Here is a 21,241-nt window from a genome sequence, read left to right as displayed (position 1 = left end):
GTATAAATATGGGACGGCACGCACCGTCCCATTTAATAGCCAGACGGGAGTAAATCAAGCATGCCTAAGTATCGTTCCGCCACCACCACCCATGGCCGTAATATGGCGGGTGCCCGCGCGCTGTGGCGCGCCACCGGGATGACCGACGCCGATTTTGGTAAGCCGATTATCGCCGTGGTGAACTCGTTTACCCAGTTCGTACCGGGCCACGTGCACCTGCGCGATCTCGGTAAGCTGGTTGCCGGGCAAATTGAAGCCGCCGGCGGCGTGGCGAAAGAGTTCAATACCATCGCCGTGGATGACGGTATCGCGATGGGTCACGGGGGCATGCTTTATTCACTGCCGTCGCGCGAGCTTATCGCCGACTCGGTAGAGTACATGGTCAACGCCCACTGCGCTGACGCCATGGTGTGCATCTCCAACTGCGACAAAATCACCCCGGGGATGCTGATGGCCTCCCTGCGCCTGAACATTCCGGTGATCTTCGTTTCCGGCGGCCCGATGGAAGCGGGTAAAACCAGGCTGTCCGACAAAATCATCAAGCTCGACCTGGTCGACGCGATGATTCAGGGCGCTGACCCGAAAGTTTCCGATGCGCAAAGCGACCAGGTTGAGCGCTCCGCGTGCCCGACCTGCGGTTCCTGCTCCGGCATGTTCACCGCCAACTCCATGAACTGCCTGACCGAAGCGCTGGGTCTGTCTCAGCCGGGCAACGGTTCGCTGCTGGCAACCCACGCCGATCGTAAGCAGCTGTTTATCAACGCCGGTCAGCGCATCGTTGAGCTGACTAAACGTTACTACGAACAGGACGACGCTTCCGCACTGCCGCGCAATATCGCCAGCAAAGCGGCGTTTGAAAACGCCATGACCCTGGACATCGCCATGGGTGGCTCCACCAACACCGTTCTGCACCTGCTGGCGGCCGCGCAGGAGGCCGAAATCGACTTCACCATGAGCGATATCGACAAGCTGTCCCGCAAGGTGCCGCAGCTGTGTAAAGTCGCGCCGAGCACCCAGAAGTACCATATGGAAGACGTCCACCGCGCGGGCGGCGTGATCGGCATTCTCGGCGAGCTGGACAGAGCCGGGCTGCTGAACCGCGACGTGAAAAACGTGCTGGGCCTGACGCTGCCGCAGGCGCTGGAGCAGTATGACGTGATGCTGACCAAAGACGATGCGGTGAAGAACATGTTCCGCGCGGGTCCGGCGGGCATTCGCACCACCCAGGCATTCTCGCAGGATTGCCGCTGGGAGACGCTGGATGACGATCGCGCCGAAGGCTGTATCCGCTCTCTGGAGCACGCCTACAGTAAAGACGGCGGCCTGGCGGTACTGTACGGCAACTTCGCGGAAAACGGCTGCATCGTGAAAACGGCGGGGGTGGATGACAGTATCCTGAAGTTTACCGGCCCGGCGAAAGTGTATGAAAGCCAGGATGATGCCGTAGAGGCTATCCTCGGCGGTAAAGTCGTGGAAGGCGACGTAGTGGTGATTCGCTACGAAGGGCCGAAAGGCGGGCCGGGGATGCAGGAAATGCTCTACCCGACCAGCTTCCTGAAGTCCATGGGGCTTGGCAAAGCCTGCGCGCTTATCACCGACGGTCGTTTCTCCGGCGGAACCTCCGGCCTGTCCATCGGCCACGTTTCGCCGGAAGCGGCAAGCGGCGGCAACATCGGCCTGATTGAAGACGGCGACATGATTGCCATCGACATCCCGAACCGCGGCATCCAGCTGCAGGTGAGCGACCAGACGCTGGCGGCGCGCCGTGAGGCCCAGCTGGCGCGCGGCGAGAAAGCCTGGACGCCAAAAGACAGGCAGCGCGAAGTCTCCTTCGCCCTGCGCGCCTATGCGAGCCTTGCCACCAGCGCGGATAAAGGCGCGGTGCGCGATAAATCCAAACTCGGGGGTTAATCATGGCCGAGTCACAACCGCTATCCGCCGCCCCTGAGGGGGCGGAATATCTCCGGGCCGTGCTGCGCGCCCCGGTGTACGAAGCCGCGCAGGTCACGCCGCTGCAAAAGATGGAAAAGCTTTCGTCGCGCCTTGATAACGTGATTCTGGTGAAGCGTGAGGACCGTCAGCCGGTACACAGCTTCAAGCTGCGCGGCGCCTACGCCATGATGGCGGGGCTGACGCCGGAGCAAAAAGCGCACGGCGTGATCACCGCATCGGCGGGTAACCACGCACAGGGAGTTGCGTTCTCCTCTGCGCGCCTGGGCGTGAAGGCGCTGATCGTAATGCCAACCGCAACCGCCGACATCAAAGTGGATGCGGTGCGCGGTTTTGGTGGCGAAGTGCTGCTCCACGGGGCGAACTTTGACGAAGCGAAAGCCAAAGCGATTGAACTCTCGCAGCAGCAGGGTTTTACCTGGGTGCCGCCGTTCGATCACCCGATGGTGATCGCCGGTCAGGGCACGCTGGCGCTGGAGCTGCTGCAGCAGGATGCCCACATCGACCGCGTGTTTGTGCCGGTCGGCGGCGGCGGTCTGGCGGCGGGCGTGGCGGTGCTGATCAAACAGCTGATGCCGCAGATCAAAGTGATCGCCGTCGAAGCGGAAGATTCCGCCTGCCTGAAAGCCGCGCTGGAGGCCGGACATCCGGTGGACCTGCCTCGCGTCGGGTTGTTTGCCGAGGGCGTGGCGGTGAAGCGCATCGGCGATGAGACGTTCCGTCTGTGCCAGGAGTATCTCGACGATATCGTTACCGTCGATAGCGACGCAATCTGCGCGGCGATGAAAGATCTGTTCGAGGACGTGCGTGCGGTGGCGGAGCCTTCCGGGGCGCTGGCGCTGGCGGGGATGAAAAAATACATCGCCCAGCATAGCATCCGCGGCGAGCGCCTGGCCCATGTGCTTTCCGGCGCTAACGTGAACTTCCACGGCCTGCGCTACGTTTCCGAACGCTGCGAGCTGGGCGAACAGCGCGAAGCGCTGCTGGCGGTCACCATTCCGGAAGAGAAGGGCAGCTTCCTGAAGTTTTGCCAGCTGCTGGGCGGGCGTTCGGTGACGGAGTTTAACTACCGCTTTGCCGATGCCAAAAATGCCTGCATCTTTGTCGGCGTCCGCTTAAGCCGTGGGCTGGAAGAGCGTAAAGAGATCCTCCAGATGCTGCACAACGGCGGCTATAGCGTGGTGGATCTCTCCGATGACGAGATGGCGAAGCTGCACGTACGCTACATGGTCGGCGGGCGTCCGTCCAAACCGCTGCAGGAGCGGCTGTACAGCTTTGAGTTTCCGGAGTCTCCAGGCGCGCTGCTTAAATTTCTGCACACGCTGGGCACCCACTGGAATATTTCACTGTTCCACTACCGCAGCCACGGCACCGACTATGGTCGCGTTCTGGCGGCGTTCGAACTGGGCGAGCACGAGCCTGATTTCGAAACGCGGCTGAATGAGCTGGGCTACGATTGCCACGATGAAACCCATAACCCGGCGTTCAGGTTTTTCCTCGCGGGCTAGCGACTGCGTGCGCGCTTTTCTCTAATGGCGTTATCAGGAAACTCTGATAGCGCCATTTTTTTATCCTCAATGGCTGTTTCGGCTAAATATGTGACGCGTTTCATAATAAAACGCTCACCATGTTGAGCCTGCCGCTGCACATCTTTTGTGGGCAATGTTTGTCGCCGTCAGCCGGTGACTGAATTACCCTAGGCAATAGTTAATTATGGCGGTCAGCGAGGATATTCGAATGAGCTCGAATATAAATTATGCCGAGGATGAAAGCGTACAGGACTGCGGTTATTTTCCCCCTCAACTTATTTTTCTGGATAAGGCCTACGTAAATACCGCCGCGTTTTTTTCTGCGGTATTTCGTGAGTTAAGCGCGGGTGGGTATGTCCGCGAGACGTTTCTTCAGGCCATCATTGAACGAGAAAACGCGTATCCTACCGGGCTGCCGACGCTGCCCGTAGCGATAGCGCTTCCCCATACCGACCCGCAGCATGTCGTCAGGCCGTTTATTTCCGTGACGCGTCTGAGCCAGCCGCTCGCCTGGCATGAAATGGGCAATGATGAACATATCCTCCAGGTTCACTTCATTGTTTTACTTGGTTTTGTCGATCACAGCAGCCACCTGATGGTGCTACAGAAACTGATGGATTGTCTGGCCGACGAGCAGGCTATTCAGCGGCTATGCGACATCGCGGAGGTTGATGATTTTCTCTGTACTCTCAAATCAATACTGCAATTAGAGAAGGATGAATAAGATGAAAAAAATCATTGTTGCCTGCGGCAGCGGCGTCGCCACGTCGCAGACGGTTGCCAGTAAAGTGTCGCGTCTCCTGAAGGAGCGCAATCAGACGCACATTAAGGTTGAGGTCGTCGATTTAAAATCGCTGGATAGCCATATTAAGGACAGCGCGGCTTATATCGCGATCACCAAAGTGGATAAGCAATATCCCATTCCGGTAATTAACGGTATTGCATTTCTGACGGGAATGGGGATGGAACAGGAATTACAGAAGGTGATTGATGCCTGTAAATGAGGCATAGCGCTTTAATTCTTATAACTATTTTTAGTGGAGAAGTGCTATGGACTTTCTTGGCGTAATTATTAATTACATCCTCACGTTAGGCGCGCCGGTTTTTGTACCGTTCATTATGCTGCTGGCCGGGCTGGCGGTACGGATGAAATTTCGCGATGCGGCGTCGGCGGCGATCACGCTGGGGGTGGCGTTCGTCGGGATGAGCATGCTGATCGGCTTTATGGTCGATGCGATCGGCATCGCGGCGCAAACCATGATGAAGCGAACCGGCCTCGAGCTGAGTATTGTTGACGGCGGCTGGACGACGATGGCCAATATTTCCTGGGCGTGGCCGTACGCGTTCGCCATGTTCCCGCTGCAGGTTGGCGTCAACATCGTGATGCTGATGCTGAACAAAACCAACACGTTCAACGCTGACCTGTGGAACGTCTGGGGCAAAATCTTTACGGCTTTTATCGTGGTGAGCGTCACCACGCCGCTGTTCGGGCCAGCCTGGAGCCTGGCGCTGGCGTTTCTGATCGCCGCCTTCCAGATTGTGATGGAGCTTAACGCGGGGGATATTCATCAGCATCGCATCGAGAAGCTGACCGGCATTCCCGGCGTGACCTGTACCCACCGCATGGTGTTCTTTGGCGCGATTTACTATCCGTTCGATCTGCTGCTGCGCAAAATTCCGGTCTGTAATAAGCCGATGGACGCCACGGCGCTGCGGGCGAAGGTAGGGGTGTTTGCCGAAAACCATATCATCGGTTTTATCCTTGGGATCCTCTTTGGCATTATCGCGGGCTATAGCGTGGCGAAAACCCTGATGCTGGGCGTACAGGCTGCCACCGCGCTGGTGCTGTTCCCGATGATTTCGAAGCTCTTTATGCAGGCGCTGTCGCCGATTTCCGAAGCGATTAGCGATTACATGAATAAGCGGTTCTCCGGGCGCAGGCTGTTCGTCGGTATCGACTGGCCGTTTATGGGCGGCGCCAGCGAAATCTGGTTTGCGATTATCGTCGCCATTCCCTTCACCCTTATCTGGGCTATCGTGCTGCCGGGAAATAAAATTCTGCCCTTTGCCGGCATTATCAACATTTCGCTGATTGTTCCGGCGTATCTGGTCACCCGCGGCAATACCCTGCGGATGGTCATCCTGAGCATTATCGGCGTGCCGTTCTTCCTGTTCGTCGGCACCCAGTTCGCGCCGATGATTACCGAGCTTGGGCAGGCGACGAAAGCCATCAGCATCCCGGCCGGACAGCTGATTTCCAACAGCTCCATTGACGCGCCGGTCTTTACCTACGCCTTCTCATTTCTGTTTAAGTTTCTGCAGGGCAACGTCGTCCCGCTGCTGTTCGCCATTTTCTGGGCCTGCGGCTACTTCTTCTATTCCCGCGAGCTGCGCCGGGAAAGCGAGCGGGCACAGCAGGAGGCATTGCAGCAAGAGAACGCGCATCAGGCGTAATGTGAACGTCTGGCGGCAGGCGCCGCCGCCAGATTTTTGAGCACAGGAGAGTCAGTATGGCCGTGGACAAACGCGTGGTTGCAGTGCTGGACGCCATTGTTAATGACCCTGGCATCACCGGCACCAAGCTGGAGGAGCGGTTTCGCCTGACGCGCAAGCAGCTGAGCTATACGCTGCAAAAGGTTAATGACTATCTTGAGTCGAACCATTTCGATCGTATCAGCCGCCTGAAGACCGGGAAACTGCACATCTCGCGCCACGTGATTGAACATTTCCGCCAGCACCAGACGGCGGAGGCGCGTAACCGCTATCTGTTTTCCGAAGAGGAGCGCGGGCAGATGGTTGTCTTCATGCTGTTGACCCGCAGCGAGCGGCTTTCGCTGCTGCACCTCTCCTCTTCGCTCGGCGTCAGCCAGAACACCATTATCAACGATCTGAAAAAGGTGCGGGCGGAGGCGGCAAGGTTCGGGCTGGAAATCAGCTACGACCGGGGCAACGGCTACCATATTCTGGGCGAAGAGCTGGAAAAACGGTATCTGTTGCTCAACTGCCTGCGGCGGGTGCTGGAGATCCCCGTCGCCAAAAGCATCATTTCACAATATAACAACGTGATGAGCGAGCACCTTGAAAAGGTCGGGAACGTCTTCAGCGAGATCGAGCGGCGGTTTAAAATTCAGTTCACCGACCGGCAGCTGCAGGAGCTTATCTATTTTATTTGCTTTATTTTGCATCGCATCGCCTGCGGGAAATACCTGGTTAATCTCCCGGAAAGCTATGCCGATATTGCCAGCAGCAGGGATTTCTCTCTGATTCAGAGCGTTATCAGCAAAATTGATATTCACATACAGAATGAGCTTATTTTCCTGACCGCGTTAATCCAGAGCTCGAATATCCAGAGTATTGCCGATAAGTACTTTCATCTGGACGCTATTCTGCTGGAAAGCGTCTGCGCCGTTGTGGACAGCTTCGAGAAAATAAGCTGCGTCACCATTAAGGAAAAAAGCGAGCTTATCGAAAAGATTTACCAGCACTGGAAACCGGCCTACTACCGTATTCGCTACCATCTCGCCAATACCAGCAGCGTTTACGAGCTGGTGGTTAAGGAGTTCAGCCATTTGCACGAAATGGTGCGGCGTGCGGCGGCGCCGTTTGAACAGCTGCTGCATTGTGAAATTCCTGATGAGGAGATGGCGTTTCTGACCGTGCTGTTTGGCGGCTGGTTGACCCGCGAGGGCGTTATTCATCAGGTCAAACTGCAAAAGACGGCGCTGGTGGTGTGTGAAAATAGCGCCACGATTTCAACCTATCTTTTCCTGACGCTACAGGTGCTGTTCCCTGAACTCTATTTCTCCTCTGTAATGTCGCGCCGGGAATTTGAACGCTATAGCGGGCACTACGACGTGGTGTTTTCCACTACGCACCTGAGCACCAGTAAAATGGTTTTTGTGGTGAACCCGTCCGCCAGCAGCATTCATAAGAGCACCTTTCGCCATCATGTGATCGGCGCTTTGCAGGGCGTCGACCCCAATATTATTCAAATTGAGCAGCTGCTGCTGATTTTCGAACGCTTCGGCAATATTACCGATCACAAAGGATTGCAGCGCGCGCTGGCGCATTATATCTACGATGAAAACCATGCCGCCTGCCCGCAGAACCGCGTGGAGCCCGCCGCGCCTTCGCTGGCTGAACTGCTCGGCGAGACGCACGTCCGGCTGGCGGCAGAGCTACCGGCCAGCTGGCAGGAGGCGATTAGCGACGCCTCATCATCGCTGCTGTGCGATGCCGTGATTGAGCCTCGCTACGTTCGCATCATGACTGACAAAATTAGCGAAGAACAGCCGTGGATTATGCTGGCGGAGGGGGTAATCATCGCCCATGCCGGTATCGATGACGGCGCCGCCGACACCGGTATGGCGCTACTTCGCCTGCCAGAAAAAATGGATTTTGCCGGGTATATGCAGGCCGATATTGTGATCGTGCTGGCGACTCATAATCCGCAAAAACACCTGAAAGCGCTGGCGCAATTAAATGAATTTCTCGAGTTTCATGATGGCGGAAATTGCATCCGTCAGGCCCGAAATAAAACGGAGTTACTTAACGCAATAGCTATTCATCGGTAATCCGCGCGCATTACTGCGCGCTCCCTTTATTAGCAACGTCATCTGTCGGTAATGATTGCCGCGGTAGCGCTCGTCCTTACAACCAACACAGGATAATGCTTATGTTAGAGATTCAGAAAAAACAGGTCGTCGACATGGCCAGGACCGCGCAGCAGTGGGGGCTGTGTAAACATAAAGCCGGGAATTCCAGCGTGCGCGACAAAGAGAGCGGGCTTATCCTGGTGACGCCGACCACGGTGGATAAAATGCACCTGACGCCGCGCGATATTGTAGTGATGGACGTCGAGGCCAACGTTATCGAAAGCGAGGCCGGTTTACGGCCGACCAGCGAATGCCTGATGCACATCGAGATCTATAAAGCCCGCCCGGATATTTTTGCCGTTTCCCATACCCACTCCCTGTACGCGACCTCTTTCGCGGTGCTGAATAAGCCGATTCCGGCGGTGGTCTATGAATGCGCGATCCTCAATCTGCTGGACGGCGTGATCCCGGTCGCGCCCTACGGTCGCCCGGGGACTCCGGCCCTGTCCAACAGCGTCATCGAGCCCATCAGACGCGCGGACGCCATTCTGATGGAAAAGCATGGCGCCATCGGCGTGGATAAAGACCCCTATGAGGCGGTGCTGAAATCGGCCTATCTCGAAGAAATGGCGCAAATCTATTACCACGCGCTGGTGATTAACGGCGGCAAGGAGCCTGCGTCATTTACGCCGGACGAGCTGCAGCGCTGGCAGTACCCGTCGCAAATTCGGTTTTCCCGTTAATGCGTCCTGTCCCGCCGCTGCCTGCTCGGGGGCGGGATCTTCACGGAGAGAAAAGATGAAAAAGTTTATTAACCAGGCGGATGACTTCATTCCTGAGATGCTGGCGGGTATTTATCTGGCCCATCCTGACGCGCTGCGCTGCGTGAATGACGACCCGCACTGCCTGGCGCGCGTTGGGGCCACGCCTGGCAAGGTGGCGATAGTCACCGGCGGCGGTTCCGGCCATCTGCCGCTGTTTCTGGGCTATGTCGGCGAAGGCATGCTGGACGGCTGCGCGGTCGGCGATGTTTTCCAGTCTCCCTCGCCGGAGCAGATTCTGGCGGTGACGCAGGCCGTCGATACCGGCGCGGGCGTGCTGTACCTCTACGGCAACTATAACGGCGACATCTTCAACTTTGACATGGCGGCGGAAATGGCGGAGATGGAGAGCGATATCCGCACGCGAACGGTCGTTGCCGCCGATGATTCGGCTGGCGCCGCGCCGTCGGGGGAAGGGAACGCATCCGCCCGCCGGGGCGTTGCCGGTATTTTTTTCGTCTACAAATGCGCGGGCGCGGCGGCCGCTAACGGGGGCTGCCTCGATACGGTGGCGCGGGTCGCGCAAAAAGCTGGCGATCGCGTCCGCACGCTGGGCGTGGCGCTTTCCCCTTGCATCGTACCGCGTATCGGCAAACCCGGTTTTCAGATTGGCGATGATGAGATGGAAATTGGGATGGGCATTCACGGCGAAAGCGGAATACGCCGGGGGCCGACGCTGCCCGCCCGCCAAATCGCGGACGAAATGATGTCCTGGCTGCTGGCGGATTCGCCGTGTCAGAGCGGTGATGAAGTGGCGGTGCTGATCAACGGCCTGGGGGCGACGCCGCTTGAGGAGCTGTACCTGATGTACCGCCATGTTCATCACACGCTGTCGCAGAGCGGGATCCGCGTTTTTCGGGTCTGGGTGGGCGAGTTCGCCACCGCGATGGAGATGGCAGGGATGTCCATCAGCCTGATGCCGGTGGACGAGGAGCTGAAGGCGCTGCTTGCCCGTGAGGCGAACACCCCGATGTTCAGGCAGTTTTCAGCCTGAGGAGGCGCGATGACTATCGATACGCACGGACTGCGCCGTCTGTTTGCCGGCTGGGCGCAGCTGATGACGGCCAGTAAGGATGTACTGACAGAGCTCGACAGCGTAGTAGGCGACGGCGATTTGGGGCTGACCATGAGCGACGGGTTCGCTGCCGCTTCGCAGTATGCGCAGCACAGCGATGAACGGGATCTCGGGCAATTTTTCTACCAGGCGGGCAAAACGATGGCCTCCGCGGTGCCTTCCACGATGGGCACGCTGATGGCGTCAGGGCTGATGCAGGCCGGTAAAGCGTTTAAAGGCCGTGAGTCCATGGCGCCCGACGAGATGGGAACCTTCTTTCAGGCCTGGTTTGATGGCGTACAGCAGCGCGGGAAGGCCCGGCCCGGAGAGAAAACGTTCCTGGATGGCCTGGCGCCAGCGGTTGCGGTACTGACGTCGTCTCAGGGTTCCCCTGCGGCCCTGGCGCGCGAAGCACTGCTGCAGGCGCAGCACGGCGTGCGGCAAACCACGACCATGGTCGCCCGGCACGGACGCGCCGCCATCCACGGCGAACGTTCGCGCGCTTTTGTTGATCCCGGGGCGATGGTGGCTCAACTGCTGGTTCAGGGGTATTTCAATTTCGTTCAGGAGAGGGAGCAGGAGCCGCTATGTTGAGAGAAGTCATCAGGGTCAGCAACCAGAGCGGGATTCACGCCCGGCCTGCGGGGGTGCTGGCGAAAGCCTGCGCGCAATACCAGTCGCGAATCGAGATGGTGTACAACGGCAAAACCATCAAGGGAAAGAGCATCATGAGCATTTTGGGCGCCGGGATTAAAGGTAAAGCATCGCTGGAGCTTATCTGCAGCGGCAGCGATGAGCAGGAGGCGATGGCGCAGCTTAAGCAGCTCTTCGCCGAGGGCTTTGGCTTTGATTAAACGCCCCGTCGCGGCGTGATGCCGGGGTTACTTTTTGATTTCCAGCACAATCTTCCAGAACGCATCAATCAGCGGCTCGTGCAGCCGCTTTTTCTGTACGCAGACGCCGAGCTCAAACGGCGTTTTCTCGTCGCTGCGCTCCAGAATCATTACGCGATTACGCACCGGTTCAGGACTGTTCTCCAGTACCACTTCCGGCAGCAGCGCTACGCCGCAGCCAAGGGCGACCATCGACACCATCGCCTCGTGGCCGCCGACCGTGGCGTAAATCGACGGGTTGCTTATCTTCTGACGGCGGAACCACAGCTCAATGCGGCGGCGTACCGGACCCTGATCGGCCATGATAAACGGCACCGTCGACCAGTCGGGCTTATCCTGCGTCACCTGAGTGCGCACCGGGCAGGGGAGCGCCGGGGCTATCAGCACCACCGCCAGGTTTTCCAGCATTGAAAACGCCACCGCGCCGGGCAGCGTCTCCGGCTTACCGGCGATCGCCAGGTCCGCTTCTCCCGTCACCACTTTCTCCATTGCATCCGCGGCGTCGCCGGTGGTGAGCTTGATTTCCACCGAGGGGTGCTCGGCGCGAAACCGGTCAAGGATTGGCGGCAGGTGGCTGTAGGCCGCGGTAACCGAGCAAAAGATATGCAGCTCGCCCGAGAGCGACGGCCCCTGCTGGTCGATCGTGTGCCGCAGCTGCTGGTACTGCAATAGTGTCTGCTGCGCGAAGGTGCGCAGCTCTTCGCCCGCTTCGGTGAGCGTCACGGTGCGGTTATCGCGAATAAACAGCGCCTGGCCGAGATCGTCTTCGAGCCGCTGAATCTGCCGCGAGAGCGTGGAGGGGCTGACGTGCATAGCGCGCGCGCTGCGGCCAAAGTGGCGGCTTTCCGTCAGATGTAAAAACATTTTCAGATCGCGTAAATCCATGAGACCGGCTCCACAGTTTCGTGTTGCGAATATTGCAACATAACGTTGTTAATATATCAATTTAAGCAACGCATTTCCTGACATATAGTGAATGTATTCTCCTTGCAAGACACGGCAAGCGAACCAAACAACAAGCACGACACAACATCACGGAGTATCACCATGGCTAACTACTTTAATACACTGAATCTGCGCCAGCAGCTGGCGCAGCTGGGTAAATGTCGCTTTATGGGCCGCGAAGAATTTGCCGACGGCGCAAGCTACCTTCAGGGTAAGAAAGTGGTCATCGTCGGCTGCGGCGCGCAGGGTCTGAACCAGGGTCTGAACATGCGCGACTCCGGTCTGGATATCTCTTACGCTCTGCGCAAAGAAGCGATTGCCGAGAAGCGCGCCTCCTGGCGTAAAGCCACCGAAAACGGCTTTAAAGTCGGTACCTATGAAGAGCTGATCCCGCAGGCGGACCTGGTGGTTAACCTGACGCCGGACAAACAGCACTCCGACGTTGTGCGTTCCGTGCAGCCGCTGATGAAAGACGGCGCGGCGCTGGGCTACTCCCACGGCTTCAACATCGTGGAAGTGGGCGAGCAGATCCGTAAAGACATCACCGTGGTGATGGTAGCGCCGAAGTGCCCGGGTACCGAAGTGCGCGAAGAGTACAAGCGTGGCTTTGGCGTACCGACGCTTATCGCGGTGCACCCGGAAAACGATCCAAAAGGCGAAGGCATGGCGATTGCCAAAGCCTGGGCCGCAGCCACCGGCGGCCACCGCGCGGGCGTGCTGGAATCTTCCTTTGTAGCGGAAGTGAAATCTGACCTGATGGGCGAGCAGACCATCCTGTGCGGTATGCTGCAGGCCGGTTCTCTGCTGTGCTTCGACAAGCTGGTTCAGGAAGGCGCTGACCCGGCGTATGCGGAAAAACTGATTCAGTTCGGCTGGGAGACCATCACCGAAGCGCTGAAGCAGGGCGGCATCACGCTGATGATGGACCGTCTGTCCAACCCGGCGAAACTGCGCGCTTACGCGCTGTCCGAGCAGCTGAAAGAAATTATGGCGCCGCTGTTCCAGAAGCACATGGACGACATCATCTCCGGCGAATTCTCCTCCGGCATGATGGCTGACTGGGCCAACGACGATAAGAAACTGCTGACCTGGCGTGAAGAGACCGGCAAAACCGCGTTCGAAACTGCGCCGCAGTTTGAAGGTAAAATCGGCGAGCAGGAGTACTTCGATAAAGGCGTGCTGATGATCGCGATGGTGAAAGCGGGCGTTGAGCTGGCGTTCGAAACCATGGTGGCATCCGGTATTATCGAAGAGTCCGCTTACTACGAATCGCTGCACGAGCTGCCGCTGATCGCCAACACCATCGCCCGTAAGCGTCTGTACGAAATGAACGTGGTTATCTCCGATACCGCAGAGTACGGCAACTACCTGTTCTCTTATGCCTGCGTGCCGCTGCTGAAATCCTTCATGACGGAAATTCAGCCGGGCGATCTGGGTAAAGCGATTGCTGAAGGCGCAGTAGATAACGCGCAGCTGCGTGATGTCAACGAAGCGATTCGCGGCCACGCGATCGAGCAGGTGGGTAAGAAGCTGCGCGGCTACATGACGGATATGAAGCGTATCGCGGTTGCGGGCTAAGCTGCTACATGCGGTGCCGGATGGCGGCGTAAACGTCTTATCCGGCCTACACAAAGTGTACGTATCGTAGGCCTGATAAGCGCAGCGCCATCAGGCAAAAACCCGGTGATCAGATTCACCGGGTTTTTTGTTAGTTCCGGTACAGCACCTTAATGATGTGGTAGCCGAACTGGGTGTGCAGCGGGCCGGTTGGCTCCAGCACCGGGCAGGAGAAGACCACTTTGTCGAACGCCGGAACCATCTGTCCCTGGCGGAATTCTCCCAAATGACCACCTTTCTTGCCTGACGGGCAGATAGAGTGCTTCTTCGCCAGCTTCTCGAAATCGCCACCGTTTTTAATCTGCTCCAGAAGATCCAGTGCCAGTTTCTCTTCCTTCACCAGAATGTGCAGTGCTGCTGCTGTTTTTGCCATGATCGTGCCTTGAATGGGATAGATTAAGGCCGCAATAGTAGCATGCGTTATCGGCGATATAACACTGCGGCCTTTTTTCCATTACGGGACAGATGTCCCGACGGGATCATGGAACCGGGAGGTACGCAGCAGTTTTACCCGGCGTAGCGTCGGCGCCCGGGACGCCCGTCCTGTCTTTGCGAACGTGGAGCGAGATATCATGAACATGATGAAAAAAGCTGAATTTTCAGACGACTGGCTGACAGGGCTTCGGCGCGTGGTGAGCGATCCGACGCTGTACGCGCTCCTGAAAAATTGTCCGCTGGAGATAATGCAGCGCTGGGCCTTTGAGGATATTCCTCGCGGCGCGGCGATTTGTCGGCAGGGCGATATCTGCCAGCGCTTTTCGCTGATCGTCGCCGGCGAGGTGGATGTCTTTTTTGAGGCCGACGATGGCCGCCGCTACCGCCAGGCCCGTTACGGCAAAGGCGACATGCTGGGCGAGCTGGAAATTTTCGACTCGCGAAACTACATCTGCTCCGTCGTTGCCGTCAGCAATACGCAGCTGCTGAGCCTGTCGCAGGCGCATTTTGAACGCTGGCTGACGCTGGATAATCATTTTAACCAGCGCATGCTGCGGTTTTTCAGCCAGCAGTATTACCAGCTGTCAAAAAAAGCCAGCAGCGACAGCCTTTACTCTCTGCATCAGCGGGTATGCCAGGCGCTCTGGCTGCGGTATGAACAGCAGGGAACGGCGACTTTTTTGCTGGATAAGCAGAATTTGAGTCAAGAATTTGCGGCCACGACGCGCAGTATCAACCGCATTTTGCACGATCTGAAAACGCTGCGAATTATTGATTCCGACGGCGAGCGGATCGTGCTGTTAGCCCCTGAAAAGCTGAAGCAGGAGGCTGAAACCTAAAGACCACCACGATTGAGAAGGAGGGGATGATGTCGCTTCAGCCACATATTCGACTGGATTCACCGATGACGGGGGCGAGATACGCCTTACTGCCAGGTGACCCGCAGCGGGTGGATCGTGTCGCTCGCTTTCTTGATGACCCGGAGCCTTTAGGGCAGAACCGCGAGTTTCGCGCGCTGCGCGGCTGGTATCAGGGTACGGAAATTCTGGTGCTGTCGACGGGGATTGGCGGGCCGTCTACGGCTATCGCCGTGGAGGAGCTGCGCCAGATTGGCGTAAAAACGCTGATCCGCATCGGCAGCTGCGGCGCGTTGCAGGATAACCTGGCGCTGGGCGATGTGATTATCGCCAACGGCGCGGTGACCGATGACGGTACCAGCCGTACCTACGCCCCGGCAGGCTACCCGGCCTGCGCCGATCCGCAGCTGACCTGGACGCTGATGCAGCAGGCGGCGCAGATGCGGATTCCGGCGACCTGCGGTCTCGTCCGCAGCCACGATAGCTTTTATACCGACCGCGAGGCGGCGCTGGACGCGGAGTGGTCGGCGCGTGGTATTCTCGGCGCGGATATGGAAAGCGCGCCGCTGATGGTGGTTGGCGCGCTGCGCGGGCTGCGTACGGCATCATTGCTGAATGTGGTGGTGGCGCACAACGGGTGCCTGGACAGCAGTATCAACGACTATGTACAACAAGAGACGCTGTGCCAGAAGGGCGAAGAACGACAGATAGCTCTGGCGCTGCGGGCGATTCATTCTGACAGCCAGCAAGGAGTGCAGTAATGGACTTTTTTAGCATTAACAACGTGATGGTCACCATTCCCCTCGGGCAGGGCGGCTATGCGCTGTCGTGGATTGAGGCCATTGGCACCGTATTCGGCCTGCTGTGCATCTGGTGCGCCAGCCGGGAAAAGATAGTCAATTACCTGTTTGGTCTGATTAACGTCACGCTGTTTGCGGCGATTTTTTTCCAGATCCAGCTCTACGCCAGCCTGCTTTTGCAGGTGTTCTTCTTCGCGGCCAACATTTACGGCTGGTACGCATGGAGCCGGCAGACCGAGAACAATGAAGCCGCGCTGAAGGTTCGCTGGCTCTCGCGTCAGCAGACGCTGGCGCTGGGCGCGGTTTGCGTCGTCGCCATTGTGCTAATGACGCTGTTTATCGACCCGGTATTCGCGATGCTGACCCGCATTATGCTGGCGGTGCTGCACGCGGTCGGCATTCAGGTTGCGATGCCTGACCTGCAGCCGGATGCGTTCCCGTTCTGGGATTCCACCATGCTGGTGCTCTCCATTGTGGCGATGGTGCTGATGACCCGTAAATACGTGGAAAACTGGCTGCTGTGGGTAGTTATCGACGTGATTAGCGTGGTTATCTACGCCATTCAGGGCGTGTACGCGATGTCGCTGGAATATGTCCTGCTGACGGCGATCGCGGTGATGGGCTCCTGGAGCTGGATCGTCAGCGCCAGGCGCAATGGCTACGCGCCGCTTGCCGCCCGCGCTTCCTGAACCCACATTTCCAGGCTGCCTGAAAGGGCGGCCTGCTGCACGCCCGCCTTCAGTTTCTGCTACAATCCTCCCCCCGTTCGAAGATTGAGCAATACAGCCATGCGTTTAAACCCCGGACAACAACATGCCGTCGAATTCGTCACCGGACCCTGCCTGGTGCTGGCGGGAGCTGGCTCGGGAAAAACCCGTGTAATCACCAATAAAATCGCCCATCTGATCCGCGGCTGCGGCTATCAGGCGCGCCATATCGCCGCCGTCACCTTCACCAACAAGGCCGCGCGCGAGATGAAAGAGCGCGTGGCGCAGACGCTGGGGCGCCAGGAGGCGCGCGGGCTGATGATTTCCACCTTCCATACCCTGGGCCTGGAAATTATCAAACGTGAATTTGCCGCGCTGGGGATGAAGTCAAACTTCTCGTTGTTTGACGACACCGACCAGACGGCGCTGCTCAAAGAGCTGACGGAAGGGCTGATTGACGATGATAAAGTCGTCCTGCAGCAGCTGATCTCGACGATCTCGAACTGGAAAAACGATCTGAAAACCCCGGCGCAGGCCGCCGCTGGGGCTCTCGGCGAGCGCGATCGCATTTTTGCCCACTGCTATGGGCTGTATGATGCGCACCTGAAAGCCTGCAACGTACTGGACTTCGACGATCTCATTTTGCTGCCGACGCTGCTGCTGCAGCGCAATGACGAGGTGCGTGAGCGCTGGCAGAACAAAATCCGTTATCTGCTGGTGGATGAATATCAGGATACCAACACCAGCCAGTACGAGCTGGTGAAGCAGCTGGTCGGCAGCCGCGCCCGTTTTACCGTGGTGGGCGATGACGACCAGTCGATTTACTCCTGGCGCGGCGCGCGGCCGCAAAACCTGGTGCTGCTAAGCCAGGATTTCCCGGCGCTGCAGGTGATTAAGCTGGAGCAGAACTACCGCTCGTCCGGGCGCATTCTGAAAGCGGCGAATATTCTGATCGCCAATAATCCGCACGTGTTTGAAAAGAAACTTTTTTCCGAGCTGGGCTACGGCGTGGAGCTCAAGGTGCTGAGCGCCAACCATGAAGAGCATGAGGCCGAGCGGGTGGCCGGGGAGCTTATCGCGCACCACTTTATCAACAAGACCCAGTACAAGGACTACGCGATCCTGTATCGCGGGAACCACCAGTCCCGGGTATTTGAAAAGCTGCTGATGCAAAACCGCATTCCGTACCGTATTTCGGGCGGCACCTCGTTTTTCTCGCGCCCGGAAATTAAGGATCTGCTGGCCTACCTGCGGATACTGACCAACCCGGACGACGACAGCGCATTTTTGCGTATCGTGAACACGCCGAAACGCGAGATTGGCCCGGCAACGCTGCAAAAGCTGGGTGAATGGGCCACCACCCGCAACAAGAGCCTGTTTTCCGCCAGCTTCGATATGGGGCTAAACCAGACGCTGACCGGGCGCGGCTATGAGTCGCTGACCCGCTTCACGCAGTGGCTGGGCGAGGTTCAGCGGCTGTCCGAGCGGGAGCCTATTGCGGCGGTGCGCGACCTTATCCACGGTATCGACTATGAGTCCTGGCTGTTTGAGACCTCGCCAAGCCCCAAAGCCGCGGAAATGCGGATGAAAAACGTCAACACGCTGTTCGGCTGGATGACGGAGATGCTGGAGGGCAGCGAGCTGGAGGAGCCGATGACCCTGACGCAGGTCGTCACCCGCTTTACCCTGCGCGACATGATGGAGCGAGGGGAGAGCGATGAGGAGCTGGACCAGGTGCAGCTCATGACGCTGCACGCCTCGAAAGGCCTGGAGTTTCCGTATGTCTATCTGGTGGGAATGGAAGAGGGGCTGTTGCCGCATCAGAGCAGCATCGATGAAGATAACGTCGATGAAGAGCGCCGCCTGGCCTACGTGGGCATCACCCGCGCGCAGAAGGAGCTGACCTTTACCTTGTGCAAAGAGCGTCGCCAGTACGGCGAGCTGGTGCGCCCGGAACCGAGCCGTTTCCTGCTGGAGCTGCCGCAGGACGATCTTATCTGGGAGCAGGCGCGGAAAGTGGTGACCCCGGAGGAGCGCATGCACAAAGGGCAGGCCAACGTCGCCAATATTCGCGCGATGCTGGCGAGGGCAAAAGAGAAGTAAACGCGGTTATCTCCCTCAGGCAGAGGGGGCGGCGATGTCCAGCGGCCAGTGAACGTAGCTTTGCCACTGGCTTTCCTGCTCGACCATCTCGGTGCCGAGCGGGTGTTCCTCCAGCCAGCCTTGCGGCAGCTGCATCGTCAGCGTTTCGCCGCGGGCGCTGAGCGAAACCTCGGGCAGCAAATCGTCGCGGCGGCGGCTGGCGAAGAGGATTGCCAGACGCAGCAGCCGACAAAGATGTTCCGCCACCCTCGGCGGCACGGCGTTTTGCTGATGCAGCGACGGCAGATCGATGGTGTTGGTCTGATTGAGCACCAGCGTGGCCAGCAGCTTTTTCTGCGCCGGAGTAAAGCCCGGCAGATCGAGATTTTTGACCAGATAGGCCGCGTGCTGCGGCGCGTATTTAAAATCAACGCTAAGGCCGATTTCATGCAGATGGCAGGCGCTGAGCAGCAGCTCGCGGCTTAGCGGCTCCAGCTCCCACTGCTCGCCCACCTGATCGGCGAAATGCGACGCCAGCTGCGCAACGCGCTGCGCCTGCTCGGTATCCACCATAAAGCGTCGCTGAATATTGCGCAGCGTACGGCGGCGGATATCCTGATCGACCGCCAGATGCAGCATGCCGTAGACCAGACCTTCCCGCAGCGCGCCGCCCGCGAGGGTCATGCACTGGATGTTGAGTTCGGTGAAGATGGCGATAAGAATCGCCAGCCCGCTGGGGAAAACCAGCGCGCGTTCAAGCGTCAGTCCCTGAATTTCGAGCTCTTCGAGGCGTCCGCACTGGATGGCGCGCTGCTTAAGCTGCTGCAGCTTGGCGAGGGTGATCCGCTCGTCCATGCCCTGCGCCATCATAATTTCCTGTAGCGCCTGTACGGTGCCGGATGCGCCGACGCAAACCTTCCAGCCATGGCGACGAAGCTCGTCGGCGACCGGGCGCAGCACATCGCGCGCCGCCTGTTCGGCGGTATCGAAATGCGTTTGCTCAAGATTGCGATCGGAGAAGTAGCGTTCAAGCCAGGTGACGCAGCCCATCGACAGGCTGAACAGCGACGTGGTTTGCGCGCCGGTGCCGGTGACCAGCTCGGTGCTGGCGCCGCCGATATCCACCACCAGACGACGATCGTCGCCGCCCGTGGTATGCGCCACGCCCTGGTAAATCAGCCGCGCTTCTTCTTCGCCGCTGATAACCTGTACCGGACAGCCCAGAATCTCCTGCGCTTTCGCGATGAACGCCTGGGCGTTGACGGCAAGGCGCAAGGTGGCGGTCGCTACGACGCGAATTTGCGCCTGGGGGATGTCCTGCAGACGTTCGGCAAACAGGCGCAGGCACTGCCAGCCGCGCTCCATCGCTTCCGGCGCCAGTACGTTATCGCGAGATAACCCGGCGGCCAGGCGCACTTTGCGCTTAATTCTGGTGAGGGTCTGAATGCTCCCCGCCACTTCGCGCACAACCAGCATATGAAAACTATTGGAACCGAGATCGATAGCTGCATAAAGCGAAGAGGCGGTGCTGAGCATAGCGTATTTAACCCGAACGACGACGGTTACGCGGCGCGCCGGTGCGGCGCGGACCATTACCCGGGCGCGTACGCGTCAGGCGGAACGGCTTCGGCAGATCCGTCATCAGCGCGTCCGGATTGTACTTGCTTACCGGAATCGAGTGGCCGATATAGGTCTCGATAGCCGGCAGGTTCAGCGCGTACTCTTCACAGGCGAGGCTGACAGAGTGGCCGCTGGCGCCAGCGCGTCCGGTACGGCCGATGCGGTGAACGTAATCTTCGCAGTCGTCCGGCAGGTCGTAGTTAAAGACGTGGGTCACGGCCGGAATATGCAGGCCGCGAGCGGCGACGTCGGTGGCGACGAGGATATCAAGATCGCCACGGGTGAACTCCTCCAGAATGCGCAGGCGTTTTTTCTGCGCCACGTCGCCGGTCAGCAGGCCGACGCGGTGGCCGTCCGCAGCCAGATGGCCCCAGATATCTTCGCAGCGGTGCTTGGTGTTAGCGAAGATAATGGCGCGATCCGGCCACTCTTCCTCCAGCAGCGTTTGCAGCAGGCGCATTTTCTCGTCGTTAGACGGATAGAAAAGCTCTTCTTTAATGCGGTGGCCGGTTTTCTGTTCCGGTTCCACTTCGACGTACTCGGCGTTGTTCATCTGCTCGAACGCCAGTTCGCGTACGCGGTAGGAGAGCGTAGCGGAAAACAGCATGTTCAGGCGCTGATTGGCCGGCGGCATGCGGCGGAACAGCCAGCGAATATCTTTGATAAAGCCGAGATCGTACATGCGATCGGCTTCGTCCAGCACCACGACCTGAATCGCGCCCAGGTTAATATGGTTTTGTCTGGCGTAATCAATGAGACGACCGGTTGTGCCGATCAAAATATCGACACCGTTTTCCAGCACTTTCAGCTGCTTATCGTAGCCGTCGCCGCCGTAGGCGAGGCCCAGCTTCAGGCCGCTGGCGCTTGCCAGGGGTTCAGCATCCGCGTGGATCTGCACCGCCAGCTCGCGGGTTGGCGCCATGATCAGCGCGCGCGGTTGGTTCACCTGGCGATTTTCCATCGCCGGATGAGAGAGGAGATAATGAAACGTTGACGTCAGGAACGCCATCGTTTTGCCAGTACCGGTTTGCGCCTGACCCGCAACGTCACGGCCTGCCAGCGTCAGCGGCAGAGCCAATGCCTGAATGGGCGTGCAATTATGAAAGCCTTTCTTTTCAAGGGCTTCAATCACCGTTGGGTGCAGGGCGAAGTCGGAAAACTTCTGTTCTGTTAAATGTGTTTTGCTCATAGTGTGGTAGAATATCAGCTTACTATTGCATTAAGAAAGCGTATCCGGTGAAATAACGTCAACCTTTCGTTGGCTAAAGCAACATCAACGAGGCGTTGATTGTTGATTAATGCTACACCAACACACCAGGCTTATTCCTGCGGAGTT

At 58.3% G+C, this 21,241-nt stretch carries 19 protein-coding genes; 15 read left to right on the top strand and 4 right to left on the bottom strand.

Annotated features, from left to right (window positions below):
- Positions 1-60: 60 nt before the first annotated feature.
- The 10 genes from ilvD (at position 61) to ENTCL_RS21350 (ending at position 10,803) form a co-directional block, all read left to right on the top strand.
- Positions 61-1,911, top strand: coding sequence for a dihydroxy-acid dehydratase (ilvD, locus tag ENTCL_RS21395; protein WP_013368209.1), 1,851 nt, complete (start codon positions 61-63; stop codon positions 1,909-1,911).
- A gap of 2 nt (positions 1,912-1,913) precedes the next feature.
- The gene (ilvA, locus tag ENTCL_RS21390) at positions 1,914-3,458 is read left to right on the top strand and encodes a threonine ammonia-lyase, biosynthetic (RefSeq protein ID WP_013368208.1); all 1,545 of its coding nucleotides are present in this window, start codon (positions 1,914-1,916) and stop codon (positions 3,456-3,458) included.
- Between the two features lie 229 nt (positions 3,459-3,687).
- Positions 3,688-4,203 carry a PTS sugar transporter subunit IIA gene (locus ENTCL_RS21385; RefSeq protein WP_013368207.1) on the top strand — a complete coding sequence of 172 codons (516 nt, stop codon included), beginning with the start codon at positions 3,688-3,690 and terminating at the stop codon, positions 4,201-4,203.
- Position 4,204: 1 nt separating this feature from the next.
- Positions 4,205-4,483 (top strand): PTS sugar transporter subunit IIB, encoded by a 279-nt coding sequence (locus ENTCL_RS21380; protein WP_013368206.1) that lies wholly within the window; start codon positions 4,205-4,207, stop codon positions 4,481-4,483.
- Between the two features lie 46 nt (positions 4,484-4,529).
- Positions 4,530-5,933: a PTS galactitol transporter subunit IIC gene (locus tag ENTCL_RS21375; RefSeq protein WP_013368205.1), complete on the top strand. Its 1,404-nt coding sequence runs from the start codon at positions 4,530-4,532 to the stop codon at positions 5,931-5,933.
- A gap of 56 nt (positions 5,934-5,989) precedes the next feature.
- On the top strand, positions 5,990-8,053 hold the full coding sequence (locus tag ENTCL_RS21370) for a BglG family transcription antiterminator (RefSeq protein ID WP_013368204.1): 2,064 nt from the start codon (positions 5,990-5,992) through the stop codon (positions 8,051-8,053).
- A 101-nt stretch (positions 8,054-8,154) separates the two neighbouring features.
- On the top strand, positions 8,155-8,817 hold the full coding sequence (locus tag ENTCL_RS21365; RefSeq protein WP_013368203.1) for a class II aldolase/adducin family protein: 663 nt from the start codon (positions 8,155-8,157) through the stop codon (positions 8,815-8,817).
- Positions 8,818-8,872: 55 nt separating this feature from the next.
- Entirely contained in the window at positions 8,873-9,889 is a 1,017-nt protein-coding gene (locus ENTCL_RS21360; RefSeq protein WP_013368202.1) for a dihydroxyacetone kinase subunit DhaK, read from the top strand.
- A gap of 9 nt (positions 9,890-9,898) precedes the next feature.
- Positions 9,899-10,543 carry a dihydroxyacetone kinase family protein gene (locus ENTCL_RS21355; RefSeq protein WP_013368201.1) on the top strand — a complete coding sequence of 215 codons (645 nt, stop codon included), beginning with the start codon at positions 9,899-9,901 and terminating at the stop codon, positions 10,541-10,543.
- Positions 10,537-10,803: an HPr family phosphocarrier protein gene (locus ENTCL_RS21350; RefSeq protein WP_013368200.1), complete on the top strand. Its 267-nt coding sequence runs from the start codon at positions 10,537-10,539 to the stop codon at positions 10,801-10,803. Before ENTCL_RS21355 ends, ENTCL_RS21350 begins: the two co-directional genes overlap by 7 nt.
- 27 nt (positions 10,804-10,830) lie before the next feature.
- On the opposite strand, the gene ilvY is transcribed toward ENTCL_RS21350, so the two are convergent.
- Positions 10,831-11,760, bottom strand: a complete 930-nt coding sequence (gene ilvY / locus ENTCL_RS21345) for an HTH-type transcriptional activator IlvY (protein ID WP_238981832.1) — start codon at positions 11,758-11,760, stop codon at positions 10,831-10,833.
- Between the two features lie 129 nt (positions 11,761-11,889).
- Here ilvY and ilvC point away from each other — a divergent pair, with 129 nt between their 5' ends.
- Positions 11,890-13,365: a ketol-acid reductoisomerase gene (gene ilvC, locus ENTCL_RS21340; protein WP_013368198.1), complete on the top strand. Its 1,476-nt coding sequence runs from the start codon at positions 11,890-11,892 to the stop codon at positions 13,363-13,365.
- A 130-nt stretch (positions 13,366-13,495) separates the two neighbouring features.
- On the opposite strand, the gene ppiC is transcribed toward ilvC, so the two are convergent.
- Positions 13,496-13,777 (bottom strand): peptidylprolyl isomerase PpiC, encoded by a 282-nt coding sequence (ppiC, locus tag ENTCL_RS21335; RefSeq protein ID WP_001140255.1) that lies wholly within the window; start codon positions 13,775-13,777, stop codon positions 13,496-13,498.
- 199 nt (positions 13,778-13,976) lie between these two features.
- On the opposite strand from ppiC, the gene ENTCL_RS21330 reads away from it, so the two are divergent.
- The 4 genes from ENTCL_RS21330 to rep all read left to right on the top strand — a co-directional run bounded on the left by ENTCL_RS21330 (position 13,977) and on the right by rep (position 18,306).
- Positions 13,977-14,678: a Crp/Fnr family transcriptional regulator gene (locus tag ENTCL_RS21330; RefSeq protein ID WP_013368197.1), complete on the top strand. Its 702-nt coding sequence runs from the start codon at positions 13,977-13,979 to the stop codon at positions 14,676-14,678.
- A 29-nt stretch (positions 14,679-14,707) separates the two neighbouring features.
- The gene (locus ENTCL_RS21325) at positions 14,708-15,457 is read left to right on the top strand and encodes a nucleoside phosphorylase (RefSeq protein ID WP_013368196.1); all 750 of its coding nucleotides are present in this window, start codon (positions 14,708-14,710) and stop codon (positions 15,455-15,457) included.
- A complete protein-coding gene (pnuC, locus tag ENTCL_RS21320; protein ID WP_013368195.1) occupies positions 15,457-16,185 on the top strand; it encodes a nicotinamide riboside transporter PnuC in 729 nt (242 codons plus the stop codon). The genes ENTCL_RS21325 and pnuC overlap by 1 nt, the downstream gene beginning before the upstream one ends.
- Positions 16,186-16,284: 99 nt before the next feature.
- Complete coding sequence (gene rep, locus ENTCL_RS21315; protein WP_013368194.1) at positions 16,285-18,306, top strand: DNA helicase Rep; 2,022 nt, start codon at positions 16,285-16,287, stop codon at positions 18,304-18,306.
- A 15-nt stretch (positions 18,307-18,321) separates the two neighbouring features.
- Here rep and gppA read toward each other — a convergent pair whose 3' ends face one another.
- Complete coding sequence (gene gppA / locus ENTCL_RS21310; RefSeq protein ID WP_013368193.1) at positions 18,322-19,821, bottom strand: guanosine-5'-triphosphate,3'-diphosphate diphosphatase; 1,500 nt, start codon at positions 19,819-19,821, stop codon at positions 18,322-18,324.
- A gap of 7 nt (positions 19,822-19,828) precedes the next feature.
- Entirely contained in the window at positions 19,829-21,094 is a 1,266-nt protein-coding gene (rhlB, locus tag ENTCL_RS21305) for an ATP-dependent RNA helicase RhlB (protein ID WP_013368192.1), read from the bottom strand.
- Positions 21,095-21,241: the final 147 nt, after the last annotated feature.

This window comes from [Enterobacter] lignolyticus SCF1, from assembly GCF_000164865.1.
Lineage (GTDB): Bacteria > Pseudomonadota > Gammaproteobacteria > Enterobacterales > Enterobacteriaceae > Enterobacter_B > Enterobacter_B lignolyticus.
The sequence above is the reverse complement of the archived record's forward strand: the minus strand, read 5'-3'. Positions and strand labels throughout refer to the sequence as shown.